Source organism: Paenibacillus harenae (assembly GCF_030812415.1).
Classification (GTDB): domain Bacteria; phylum Bacillota; class Bacilli; order Paenibacillales; family Paenibacillaceae; genus Pristimantibacillus; species Pristimantibacillus harenae_A.
Genome location: NZ_JAUSST010000003.1, coordinates 231,473 through 244,226 on the forward strand (window position 1 = coordinate 231,473; position 12,754 = coordinate 244,226).

A 12,754-nucleotide genomic window follows, 5' to 3' on the forward strand; every position below is an offset into this window, starting at 1 on the left:
CATTTAAATTGTAGGTCAATTCCAATAAAATGTCACTAATAACCAGTGAGGGAGAATGAGAACGATGACCATGACATCACACGAAACCAGAGAGACCGACGGATTAAACTTTTTCGCGACAGGAGATGGAGTTCGGATTGCTTACCGAATCGATGGATCGGCCGATAAGCCGGTATTGATGCTTGCGAACTCCATTGCCACCTCGATGAGCATGTGGGATGGGCAGATAGCCGAATTATCCCTGCATTTCCGCGTGCTGCGTTACGACTATCGGGGGCATGGGAACTCGGATACGCCCGCCGGTCCGTATTCGTTCGACAGACTGGGACGGGATGTAATCGAACTGCTTGACGCTCTTCATATCGACCGTGTGCATTTCCTCGGGCTGTCGCTTGGCGGCGTTATCGGACAATGGCTCGGCATCTACGCTCCCGAGCGGCTCGGCCGGCTCATTCTAAGCAATACATCCTCCTACCTGGGGCCGGCCGATCAGTGGGAGGGGTTAATCGCCTCCGTGCTGCAGCCCGAGAAAATGAGCGAATTCGCCGATATGTTCATGAAGAACTGGTTCCCTTCGCATATGCTGGAGTCGGAGAACGCTATCGTCGCGAAATTTCGCGAGATGGTGCTCGCTACCCGTCCGCAGGGCATTGCAGGAAGCTGGGCTGCCATCCGTGACATGGATATGCGCCGTACTGTCGCCCTTATCAACAGTCCGACATTGGTCATTGCCGGCCAGTATGATACAGTGACGCTTCCCAGCCATAGCGTATTAATCGCCGAGACGGTGCCGAACGCGAACCTCCTTGTGCTTCCTGCCGTTCACCTGTCGAATGTGGAGTATGAAGCTGAATTCCTAAGCACCGTGCTTGAATTCCTGCAATCGAAATAACTTTGTCATGGAGCCAATGGGTCCTCACGGCCATACCTTGCAAGAAATAAGGAGCAATATGGTACAATAAAAGGGAGCGAAACGAATGAGGAGATGAGTGGCCATGAGCAAGGAACAACAAAACGAGCAAGTGAACGAGCAGGAGCTGCTTCAGTATATAACGAAGGCGACAGGTCTTGAAGCGGCAGCCGTCAAGCTGGTGCTAGAACATGCGCAGACGTACATTAACGATGCGAAGGCAGACGCCAAGGGCGAGGTGGATATCGACAGCGACGATCTGGTCGATTACATTCTCGGGCGCCGCGATATTAGTCTGAACGAGCTGCAAGTCGAATCGATTCTTGATGCCGAGATGGATTATTTGATGGACAAGGGGCTCGCCGGCTACATCGATTAAGAAGCTGGCAATCCGCAATCGAATAAAATATTTTTGACCGATTGAAAGATGCTATTCCGCGTAATCATTGTTGTTTGCGCAGGGTAGCGTCTTTTTTTCACAGAATGGAAGACAGTCTTATGCGGGGACTCTGTTTTGAGAAAATGCCTTTTCTGTGCTAAAGTCTTAATAAGGAAAACTTATATAGGAGGTTGGGCTTTTGGCGAAAGTACATAAAGGGTTATCATTTACGGAAATTCTCAAAAGATTCGTTTTCATAACGATTGGTTCGATTATGATGGGTGTCGCTTTGGAATTGTTTCTCGTTCCGAATAGCGTAATTGATGGAGGCATTGCGGGGATTTCAATTATGCTGGCGGCCAAGACTCCCTTGCCAATCGGTCTTTATTTATTTATCGTGAACGTACCGTTTCTTGTTTTGGGTTATAAACAGATTGGCAAAACCTTCGCGATCTCGACGCTGTACGGCATCGCTTTGATGTCGGTCACGACAGCCCTGCTGCATCATGTAGAGGCCTTCACCGATGAGAAGCTGCTGGCCGTGCTGTTCGGAGGTCTCATTCTCGGCGCTGGCGTCGGACTTGTTATTCGTTACGGAGGATCGCTTGACGGGGTAGAGATCGTATCGATTCTCATTTCCAAAAAAATGCGCATGCCGGTCGGACAAATTATAATGATCTTCAATGTTGTCGTATTTATTGTTGCAGGCTTCGTCTTCGGTTGGGATTCGGCCATGTATTCGATATTCACGTATTATATTGCGATTAAGGTAATCGATATCGTTGTGGAAGGCCTCGAAGAGTCGAAGTCGGTCACAATCATCTCCAGCGAGCATGATGAGATATCGTCGGCGATCATGGACAGACTCGGACGGAGCACGACGCTCATCCAAGCGCGCGGCGGCTATTCCAAGGAAGAGACGCAGATGATTTATTGCGTCGTAACGCGTCTTGAGCTTGCAAAGTTGAAGTCGATCGTGCAATCCATCGATGAGAAAGCGTTCATCGCGATCGAGCATGTATCGGACGTCATGGGCGGCAGCTTCAGCAAAGGCAGCATCCATTAATTTGAACAAGCATGGGTAAACCCAAAAAATCCGAACCGTTGTCAAAGAGACGCGGGATCGGATTTTTTGTTGAAGGTCTGTTTTTGCGAGCTGGCTCGCTGATAGGGACTGCTATAATGGATTTTTTGCAGGATAGAACATCCTTAGGAGGACCCGGTAGCAGCTATATTGGATTTTCGCATTAACTTCGCTCTTGAACCGCCTAAATGAAGCATTCCGATGGGAAGTTATTGCAGATATCCAATATAGGCTTGGAGAGTCTCCTTAATCGGCAAAAGTTAATGCAAAGATCCAATATAGGCTTTTCTGAGTACGTTATATGAGGTTTCGTGGTGGGTGCTGTTAGTATTAAGCGGTTGTTGAATGCCCTGTCGCGGTCGTGTCGCGGGCGAGACCCTTGTCGCGGACGCCGAATAGAAAGGCGAGTGCAATGAGCATGCTGCCGGAAGCGACGTAGAACAGGATGGAGTAGCCGAACAGGTCGATTAATCCGCCCATAAGCGGCGGCGAGGCAATCGCGGCAAGCGACGAGAATACATAGTAAATGCCCGTACGTCTGCCGATGCTCTGCTCCTTGCCGAGACCGATAATAAACGGATAGGAATTAATGTTGATCATCGCCCAGAATATACCCCCCGCCAGCATGAGCAGCCGAAGCGGAAGCAAGGCGTCGATGAATGTAATCGCTGCGAAAATCACAACGAGACCGGAGACTCCGATCATAATAATCCGTTTCTTGCCGAACCTGCGTCCGAGAAGTCCGCTTGGAATAGCCGCAAGCACGAGCGCAAGGGAGAAGAAACCGAGCGAGAAGGCGGATTGCCCTTCCGTTAAGCCTAGATGATTCTCGCCGTACAAGGTGAAGAGCGCCTCTACGCCTTGATAGGACAGAAACCAGAAGAAGATCGCCCCAAGCAGGAAGACCGTCGACCGATTCAGCTCGCTCCTGAAAGACAGCTTTTCTCTCTGCTCGGCAGGGATATACGCGACAGTATCGCGTTTTTCTTTAATGACGAACATGAGAATCCCTAAGCTTATAATCGTGATGACGGCAGCGGACAGAAACGGCAATGAATGATCCGCGTCGTACAGCTTCGAACCGACGAAAAAGGCGAGCAGCGCGCCGATGCCGCCCATGAAGTTAATGATGCCGTTCGCCTGCGAGCGCTTGCTGTCGATCGTAATATCCGGCATCAGCGCCACCGTCGGCGAACGATACACGCTCATCGACAAGTTCATAAGCACCATGAAGGCGACGAGCGTTACGAGGCTGACATGGAACGGCACGAGCGCGACGAATAAGGCGGCCAGCGGCATGCCGATCATGAGGTAAGGCAGGCGTTTCCCGAACCTCGTGTTCGTCTTGTCGCTGAGGTTGCCGACCCACGGCTGCAGGAAAAGAGCAAAGTAGTTGTCGATCGTCATCATGAAGCCAATCAGCAGCGTGCTCGATAAATAATTATCGAGGAAGAACGGCACGAACGCATTGTAAAGCGCCCAAGTAATGCTAATACTAAAAAAACCAAAGCCGAGCAGCCACGTTTTCCTCATGACGGTTACGCTCCTCTCGATTGCAGCACCTGAACGAGTCGATCTGGATAATCGGTAATGATGCCTGCGACGCCGGCATCGATAAGACTAACCATCTCTGCTGGGTCGTTGACTGTCCAAGGGTGATAGGCAATGCCGTTCTGGGCCGCCCCTTCTACCCACTCTGGAAGTATAGCATGCTTATTGGCGTGCAGAGCCGATGCTTGCAGCGTCTTCGCATACGCCCATGGCTCATACAGCCCTTCCATATACAAGATTCCGGTGCGGATCTCCGGTGCGAGCTGCTTGCATAGGGCAAGCGAATAATGATTGAAGCTGGATATAATGATCTGTTCGGATAAGCCGTACGAGCGAATCTGATCGATCACTTGCTGCTCCATGCCTTCATACAGGAAGACACCGTTTTTAAGCTCCAAATTCACGATGGTGTCGGTATTCTTCACGAGCTCCAGCAGCTGCTCCAATAAAGGAACCTGCTCCGTACCGAATTCGGGATCGAACCAGCTTCCGGCATCCAGCTTCGCTACTTCGTCATAATCGGTATCTTTTACGAATTGGTTCAAGCCGGCCGTGCGTGCAAGCGATTCGTCATGGATAAGGACGATCTTCCCGTCTCTCGTTCTCTGCACATCGGTTTCGATTCCTGTTGCTCCAAGCGCAAGCGCTTTGGCGAAAGCGGCCATCGTATTCTCGGGACAATAAGCGCTTGCGCCGCGATGGGCAAAGTTAATAGGCTGTTTAATGCTGATCCATCCTTTCTGCTTGTAAGGTCGCGAATAAAATATAACCGACTTTTGTTTCCGCTGTATCATCGTTTTCGATTAGAAGGAAGAATACGTTTTCACCATAATAGTACCTGAAATGAAGCAAATAGCAAGACTAACGTAAACGCCGGTAATGGTTATCGAAAAAGAAATGAAAAAGAGGCTTTACATACCCCTTAGGGGTATGATATGATTCAATTATCAAATATACCCCATGGAGGTATGCAAATGGTGAAGGAAACAGCGACAAACGATAATCATCAGCATGCTCACGCTAGTGAATGCGCCGCGCCGGAAGCGGGAAGCGACCATTGCGGCTCGAAGACGGAGCGCATGAGCCATCACTCGGACAAGATGAAGGCGAATCTGACGACTAGGCTTAACCGGATCGAAGGACAAATCCGTGGCGTTAAGGCGATGATCGAGAAGGATACTTACTGCGATGACGTGCTTAATCAGATAGCAGCCGTGCAATCCGCGCTGAACGGCGTCGGGAAGCTCTTGCTTGAAGGCCATATGAAGAGCTGTATAGTCGAGCGTATCCAGGCAGGCGAGAACGAAGTGATTGACGAGCTTCTTACGACGGTTCAGAAATTAATGAAATAATCATTCGAAAGGGGTAATTACAATGGCAAACGTAACGTTGAAGGTAGAGGGCATGACTTGCGGACATTGCGTCAGCTCTGTGGAGAAAGCGGTAGGCAACGCGGGGGCTGCGGGCAAGGTCGATCTGGCAAGCAAGAAGGTGTCGATCGAATACGACGAGGCGAAAGTATCGCTGGACTCGATTAAAGCGGCTATCGAGGACCAAGGCTACGACGTCGTATAAGATGTGCGGCATTAATTAGAAGGAGGCTATTGCAGCCTCCCTTCTTTTTAATTTAAACATACCCTATATGGGTATGTTGAATGAAGGATTACCGGCCTGCAGCCGTATTTTGGCGCAATCGGCCATGTCGTTGTCATAAGCGACGTTTCCGGTAGCGGGCATCAACAAAGTATGGTGACGATTCCAAAGGGCGGACGAAACCTTCATCGTGCCTTTTACGATTTCGGTGGAATAAGTTGGAGCGACCTCTTTCATAAAAGAGTTAATCACTATCGAAAAATGTTAGTTACTATCGAAACCTTCAATAAATGCTAGAGCGAAGCAACGGTATCAGCCGCCAAAGGGGTGGATGATACCGTTTTTATTTGCCCGTATAAATACCTGGGAAGTCACTAATGACGCGGTTTCACGCTGATTTGATAGCTTCTCCCAGCAAGCGCTTACAATTTTTATTTTTAGAATGAAGATTTAGGGGTTGAAATGAGGGAAATTCATGTTAAAATAAGTTATGTAACAAAATCATTAATCAATTAATATAATGGTTATTTCTGGTGGGGGTGAGCTGCGATGAATGTAAGGATTAGCGGAAATTTGCGGGGTAATCGTACTTCATCTTACAGTTAATTAATTTGTTAATCGATTCAGAGAAACAAAGGGAGTCATTGTTTTTGAAAGACTATAAGACTTATATTAACCTCTTTATTACCGGTAGTAAATGAAAACGTTTTCTTTGATGCTATTTATTTTGCGTACATCTCCTGCAAGTGAATGAAAACGAAATTGACGGAAGTAGACAAGGGAGGAAATTACTTATGAAGAAGTTTGCAAGCACTTTCATTATGGTGTTGGCGATCATTATGCTCGTATCGGCATGCTCTGGCGGCACTGCCAAAACAAACAACGGCGGCAATGCAGCGACGAATGCGCCGGCTAACAACGGCGGCGATGCGGCTACGAACGCTCCGGCCGAAGACGACGGAACGATGAAGTCGTCGATCGATCCAGGCATCTCCGGCGAAGTGACGTACTGGACATTCCTCGACAACCAAAAGAACGGCAAAGACAAAGCTTTCCAGGAAGCGTTCAACGCCGTATATCCGAACATTAAGCTGAACACGATCTTCGTTCCTTTCGGAGACTTGCACGACAAGCTGCAAACGACGCTGGCCGCAGGCAAAGGCGCTCCTGACGTAGCGCTTGTCGAGCAAGGCCAATTCCCGAGATACTCGACCGGCAACGTGCTGGAAGACCTTCTTCAGCCTCCGTATGACGCAGGCAAATACCAAGACCTCGTATCCGAATACAACTGGAACCGCTGGTCTTCCGTCGACGGCAGTAAGCTGCTAGGTATGCCTTGGGACGTTACGCCGGGCGTAACGTACTACCGCGCCGACATTTTCGAAGAGCTTGGATTGCCTTCTGATCCTGCCGAACTGGGCGAATACATCCAAGATCCGGAAAACTTCTTCACGCTTGCTCAAACGCTGAAAGCAAACGGCAAGTATGCGATGGAATGGCGCGATTCACCGGTTCACTGGCTGGGCGATTCCTACGGCTACTATGACGATCAAATGAACTGGGTCCGCAACACGGATGAATTCGTGAAATTCCTTGACATTTCGAAGCGAGTAAATCAACTGAAAATTGCTCCGCATGATGGCATTCTTAGCGATAAAGGCAAGCAGCGCGTGAAGAAAGGCGAGTCCCCGATGTTCGTAGCCGGAAACTGGGCCGCGCGCAGTCTGGCAGAGAACTTCCCGGATCAATCGGGCAAATGGAGAGCGACGACGATGCCTTTCGGCCTCAACGTAGGCATGGGCGGTTCGACGTTCGTTATTCCTTCGCAAAGCCAAAACAAAGAAGCCGCTTGGGCGTTCGTAGAATTCGCGACGACTCACGAATCGGCATGGAAGCTGTGGATCGAGCAATCGGTTCAACCGGACTGGAGCCATATTACGAGCCAAGAATGGTACCTGAACCACACGAATCCTTACCTTGGCGATCAAGCGGACTATGCGCTTTACGTCGAACTTGCGAAGAAGCTTCCTGTAAGACGCTATACTCGTCTGGACGGCATGGCATGGCCGCTGTGGGTTGAAAACGTGCTTGCCGCAATGGACAAAAACATCGATTCCAAGACGGCGATCCAGCAAGCGCAAGAAAACATCGAGAATAAGCTGAAAGCCGAAAAAGACAAGCTTATCAAAGAACTTCAGCAATAGGCCTTGCACATTTAGGGGGGGACGTGTATGCCTCCCTGCTGTATCTCGATAGATAGCATGAAACGATGCGGCGCCGCGAATTGCGGCGTCTGCCGTTTCTTATAATCAAAGCATATATTTTGAGAGGTTCATTCGGAACGAAAGCTGCGTCGCGCCGCGACGGCAGCCGTTTACGCTGGTATGGCAAGGGGGTGCTCCTTGGTGATTCGTTGGCTGAAAAAGTTTAGGGTAACGTTGGTTGTTATTGCCGCATTGATCTGCTTCTTTATATGGTGGAACAATTCAAGGGGCTACGATGATAGTGTAATGGCAAGCATTACGGTGGATGATACCATCGATGAATCGTCGATTTTGGAAGGTGAAGACGCGGGCGGAAAGCTCGAGCCGTCTTTTAATAAATATGCGGACAGCTGGAATGAGCAAGGCGCGAAGGATACGGAGGGCTTCAAGCTGTCGATCGAATCAGCCGCTTATACGGCTGTCAGCGAAGCGGGTACGCGGATCGAAAGCGGACTTGGCGGTCAAGCGGGCGAAGCGCTGGCGCTTATCGACGAGGACAGCTGGGCGGAGTATACGTTTGAGGTGCCTGAGGACGGCTATTATCAAATGGGTATGAGCTATTATGCGCTTGAAGGCAAACGCTCGGCCGTTGTCCGCAGCGTACAAATCGACGGCGCGTTTCCTTTCTACCAAGCGAAGAAGTTGGAATTCCAACGGATGTGGAAGGAAGGCGGCGAGCCTTGGTTCGACAATCAAGGCAACGAATTCAACCCGCGCAGGGTAGAGGTCGCCGGATGGCAATACCGCGATTTCGTCGATGCGGAGGGCAAGGTGTACGAGCCGTTCCGATTCTATTTGACGAAGGGCGAGCATACGCTCCACATTCAAGCGGTACGCGAGCCTGCCGCAATCGGTTCGATCGACATTTTCTCGCCGGTGCATGTGAAGGCTTACGCGGAGGTGCTGGCCGAATACGAGAAGCAAGGCTACAAGAAGGTTGAAGGGCGGCTTATTAAAGCGCAGGCCGAGCTGTCTACGCTGAAGTCCGATCCGACGCTGAAGCGGATCGAGGACCGCGAGCCGGCGACGGAGCCGTTCAAGAAGGATTCGATCGTTCTTAACACGTTCGGCGGCGCGAGCTGGCGCACGGGCGGTCAATGGGCCGAATGGGAAATCGATGTGCCCGAAAGCGGTCTGTACGAGCTCGGCGCCCGTTACGGCCAATGGTTCCTGAACGGCATGCCGGTGCAGCGCTCGATCAAAATCGACGGCAAGCTGCCGTTCAAGGAAATGGAGGGAATGTCGTTCCCGTACAAAGCGGAATGGCAAATCAAGCAGTTCGGCGCAACTGAGGAAGAGCCGTATCTGGTCTATCTCGAGAAGGGCAAGCACACGATCCGCATGGAGGTGCAGGTCGGCGCGCTTGGCCGGATGCTGGAGACGGTGACGGATACAACGCGCAAAATGTCGCTGATCGGCCGCGAGGTCATTCAGGTTACGGGCACGAACCCGGACCCGAACGGCGACTGGCGCCTCGAGCAAAACATTACGAACCTTGTGCCGCGCCTTCAATTGATGGCGAAGCGGTTCGATGATACGATCAAAGGCTTGTACGCGCTTGGCGTACAAGAAGGAAGCTCGGAGGTCAGCACGCTGTACGAGGCGCGCGACGTTATTCTGAGCATGGCGGAAGAAACGACGACCATTCCGGCCCGCATTGGGCAATTCAACGATTTGCAGGCATCGCTGGGAACTTGGGTCAACGGCCTCAGCAAGCAAAGCTTGCTGCTCGACTATCTGATTATTAAGTCGTCCGATCAAGCTTGGCCAAAAGCGGATGCAGGCGCGCTTGCAAGAACGGGCACGATGCTGTACGACTTCGGCAGCTCGTTTACGAAAAACTACGGCGGCATCGGCAACGTGTACGCGGACGAGCAAGTGCTCGACGTATGGGTAGCGCGCGGCCGCGATTGGGTCGACATCATTAAGCAAATGATTGACGAAGACTTTACTACGGAGACCGGCATCAAGGTTAACGTCAATACGATTCCGGCTCAGCAGATGCAAGTGCTGCTGCTGGCCAGCACGTCGGGCCTTGCGCCGGATGTCGCGCTCGGCGTTGAAGGCGAAATTCCGATCGACTATGCCGTTCGTAACGGATTGGTCAACCTGGAGGAGTTCGACGATTACGAAGAAGTGGCAAGCCGGTTCAGACCGGGCGCCCTTATTCCGTACAAATACAACGGCGGCAGCTACGCTCTGCCGGAGAATCAGAACTTCAACATGCTGTTCTACCGTAAAGACATTATGGAGCAGTTGGGCGTCAAGGAAGAGGATATTCCGGATACGTGGCAGGAAGTGATGGATCTCATTCCGCTGCTTCAGCAGAACGGCATGGATTTCTTCTATCCGCATGCGCCGAACAACCCTGGGCTTGCCATCAACGAATTCGCTCCGTTCCTATTCCAGCATAACAGCGAATTTTACAAAGAAGACGGCAAGTTCTCCAATCTCGACTCTCCGGAGGCGATGGAGGCGTTCAAGCTGTGGACGGGATTGTTCACGAACTTCAAAATTTCCAAGCAGGCCGACTTCTACAACCGCTTCCGTTCCGGCGAAATGCCGATCGGCGTTGCCGATTATTCGACTTACGTGCTGCTGTCCACGGCAGCGCCTGAGCTGACCGGCTGGTGGGGCATGAAGCCGATGCCGGGCACCTCGCAGGCCGACGGCCAAATCAACCGTTCGACGGGCGGTATTGCTCAGACGGGCATGATCTTCAAGGATACGGATATGAAGGAAGACGCATGGGAGTTTCTGAAATGGTGGACCAGCGCGGATACGCAAGAGCGCTTCGGCTCAGAGCTGGAATCGCTGCTTGGCGTTGAAGCCCGCTGGAACACCGCCAACATCGAGGCGCTGCAGCGGATGCCGTGGCAGACGTCGGATATTAACGCCATCTTGGAGCAATGGGAATGGTTCAAGGAACGCGAAGTCGTAATCGGCGGTTACTACACGACTCGGCATATCGCGAACATCTGGAACCAAATCGTCCTGAACGGCAAAATACCGCGCGAGGCCGTTGAAGAAGGCGTTAAGGAAATCAACAAGGAATTGCGCAAGAAACGCGAGGAATTCGGTCTGGATTCCGAAGGCGGCGCGGCGCAGAAAGCTGCAGAAGGAGGCGTAAGCCCGTGAGCATAGAGACAAGTACATCGGCAGTTCCAGCCGCGGAGCGCCTTCCGAAGAAGCAGGGCAAGCTGTCCTTGCTATGGCAGGATGTGAAGAGAAACAGGGTATCTTACCTGTTTCTCGCCCCGTTTCTTATCCTGTTTACGTTATTTACGATTATTCCGGTCGTTACATCGATTGTGCTCAGCTTTACGTACTATAACATTTTGGAATCGCCGCGGTTTATCGGCTTGTCCAACTATCGCCTGCTGTTCGTCGACGACGACATCTTCCTGAAGGCGATCGGCATTACGCTGAAATTCGCGTTTATTACCGGTCCTGTCGGTTACGCGATGGCGTTTATGCTCGCTTGGCTCATTAGCCAAATTCCGCAAAAATACCGGTTCTTTTATACGCTTTGCTATTATACGCCATCGATTACGAGCGCGACGGCCATGTCCGTCGTCTGGCTCTACCTGTTCGCGGGCGACCGCAAAGGCTTGCTGAACTACTTTGCGATGCAGCTTGGCGTAATCGACGAGCCGTACCTGTTTCTGCAAAACATTAATTCGATCGTGCCCGTCATCGTCATCGTATCGCTTTGGATGTCGATGGGGGTCGGCTTCCTGGCTTTCCTCGCCGGCTTGCAGAACGTACCGAAGGATTTGTACGAAGCAGGCGGAATCGACGGCATCAAATATAGATGGCAGCAGCTATTCTATATCACGATTCCGTCCGTTCGTCCGCAGCTGCTGTTCGGCGCCGTGCTGCAGGTCGTATCCTCGCTGACGGTATTCGACGTCAGCGTGCAGCTTGTCGGCTTGCCGAGCCCGCTTTACGCCGGCCATACGATTTTGACGCATTTATTCGATTACGCCTTTATCAAATTTGAGATGGGTTACGCCGCAGCGATCGCCGTCGTGCTGTTCTGCATGATGATCGGCCTTAACCGTCTCATCTTCAGATGGCTAGGAAAGGACTGAACCAAGATGACTGGCGCGGTAAAAGGCAGGAGAATAGATTGGAGCGGCATTTTCCTCTATCTGTTCCTCACATTGTTCGGTCTTCTGATGCTTGCTCCGCTCGTCTATATGATTTCCACGGCGTTTAAGCCTACGAGCGAGCTATTCCTATTTCCGCCGCGGTTTTTCGTGAACAATCCGACTTTGGTCAATTTTCGCGATTTGCTGCTCATAACGGGTACCACAAGCGTTCCGTTCTCGCGGTTTATATTCAACAGCATGCTCGTCAGCGTCTGCATTGTCGGCTTCGGAATATTGATTTCCGCCATGGCCGCGTATCCGCTGGCTAAGCATAAGATGCCGTTTCGCGACGGAATCTTCAATCTGATCGTGCTTGCGATCATGTTCTCGCCGATGGTCGTGCAAATTCCGCAATATTTGCTCATCAGCAAGATCGGTCTGGTCAATACTTATTGGGCGATGATATTGCCGTATTTGGCGGCGCCGGTCGGCATGTTTCTGATGACGCAATTTTTGCGCCAAATTCCGGATGCGCTGCTGGAAGCGGCGCGCATTGACGGCGCTAACGAATGGAAGGTGTTCTGGGTCGTCATTATGCCGATGCTGAAGCCGGCCATTGCCACCTTCGCGCTGTTCAGCTTTATTTCTGCCTGGAACGATCCGTATCCGGCGATGGTATATACAACCGATCAGGATATGAAATCGCTGCCGCTGGCCATACAGACAATCAGCGGCGGATACGGCGTCGTCGCGCGCGTCGGCACGCTGGCCGCAGCCAGTCTGCTGATGATTATTCCGACGATTATCGTCTTTATCGTTACACAGCGCATGGTGCTGCAGACGATGGCGCATTCAGGTCTGAAAGAGTAGGGGGACAAC

General features: G+C 51.4%; 11 protein-coding genes. 9 read left to right on the forward strand and 2 right to left on the reverse strand.

Annotated features, from left to right (window positions below; all coding sequences use genetic code 11):
- Window positions 1-64 precede the first annotated feature (64 nt).
- The 3 genes from J2T14_RS11285 (at window position 65) to J2T14_RS11295 (ending at window position 2,355) form a co-directional block, all read left to right on the forward strand.
- Window positions 65-892 (forward strand): alpha/beta fold hydrolase, encoded by an 828-nt coding sequence (locus tag J2T14_RS11285; protein ID WP_307470816.1) that lies wholly within the window; start codon window positions 65-67, stop codon window positions 890-892.
- Window positions 893-995: 103 nt separating this feature from the next.
- Window positions 996-1,289 (forward strand): hypothetical protein, encoded by a 294-nt coding sequence (locus tag J2T14_RS11290; RefSeq protein WP_307203028.1) that lies wholly within the window; start codon window positions 996-998, stop codon window positions 1,287-1,289.
- Between the two features lie 199 nt (window positions 1,290-1,488).
- Window positions 1,489-2,355, forward strand: a complete 867-nt coding sequence (locus tag J2T14_RS11295; RefSeq protein WP_307203026.1) for a YitT family protein — start codon at window positions 1,489-1,491, stop codon at window positions 2,353-2,355.
- Between the two features lie 348 nt (window positions 2,356-2,703).
- Here J2T14_RS11295 and J2T14_RS11300 read toward each other — a convergent pair whose 3' ends face one another.
- A complete protein-coding gene (locus tag J2T14_RS11300; protein WP_307470818.1) occupies window positions 2,704-3,906 on the reverse strand; it encodes an SLC45 family MFS transporter in 1,203 nt (400 codons plus the stop codon).
- 5 nt (window positions 3,907-3,911) lie between these two features.
- Window positions 3,912-4,649 (reverse strand): glycerophosphodiester phosphodiesterase, encoded by a 738-nt coding sequence (locus J2T14_RS11305; RefSeq protein WP_307471926.1) that lies wholly within the window; start codon window positions 4,647-4,649, stop codon window positions 3,912-3,914.
- 354 nt (window positions 4,650-5,003) lie between these two features.
- Here J2T14_RS11305 and J2T14_RS11310 point away from each other — a divergent pair, with 354 nt between their 5' ends.
- The 6 genes from J2T14_RS11310 to J2T14_RS11335 all read left to right on the forward strand — a co-directional run bounded on the left by J2T14_RS11310 (window position 5,004) and on the right by J2T14_RS11335 (window position 12,745).
- Entirely contained in the window at window positions 5,004-5,276 is a 273-nt protein-coding gene (locus J2T14_RS11310) for a metal-sensitive transcriptional regulator (RefSeq protein WP_307203464.1), read from the forward strand.
- 22 nt (window positions 5,277-5,298) lie between these two features.
- Window positions 5,299-5,499 (forward strand): copper ion binding protein, encoded by a 201-nt coding sequence (locus J2T14_RS11315; RefSeq protein WP_307470820.1) that lies wholly within the window; start codon window positions 5,299-5,301, stop codon window positions 5,497-5,499.
- Window positions 5,500-6,311: 812 nt separating this feature from the next.
- Window positions 6,312-7,721, forward strand: coding sequence for an ABC transporter substrate-binding protein (locus tag J2T14_RS11320; protein WP_307470822.1), 1,410 nt, complete (start codon window positions 6,312-6,314; stop codon window positions 7,719-7,721).
- A gap of 201 nt (window positions 7,722-7,922) precedes the next feature.
- Window positions 7,923-10,919, forward strand: coding sequence for an extracellular solute-binding protein (locus J2T14_RS11325; protein WP_307470825.1), 2,997 nt, complete (start codon window positions 7,923-7,925; stop codon window positions 10,917-10,919).
- Window positions 10,916-11,875, forward strand: a complete 960-nt coding sequence (locus tag J2T14_RS11330; protein ID WP_307470827.1) for a carbohydrate ABC transporter permease — start codon at window positions 10,916-10,918, stop codon at window positions 11,873-11,875. The genes J2T14_RS11325 and J2T14_RS11330 overlap by 4 nt, the downstream gene beginning before the upstream one ends.
- A 6-nt stretch (window positions 11,876-11,881) precedes the next feature.
- Window positions 11,882-12,745 (forward strand): carbohydrate ABC transporter permease, encoded by an 864-nt coding sequence (locus tag J2T14_RS11335; protein ID WP_307470829.1) that lies wholly within the window; start codon window positions 11,882-11,884, stop codon window positions 12,743-12,745.
- The last annotated feature ends 9 nt before the right edge of the window (window positions 12,746-12,754 follow it).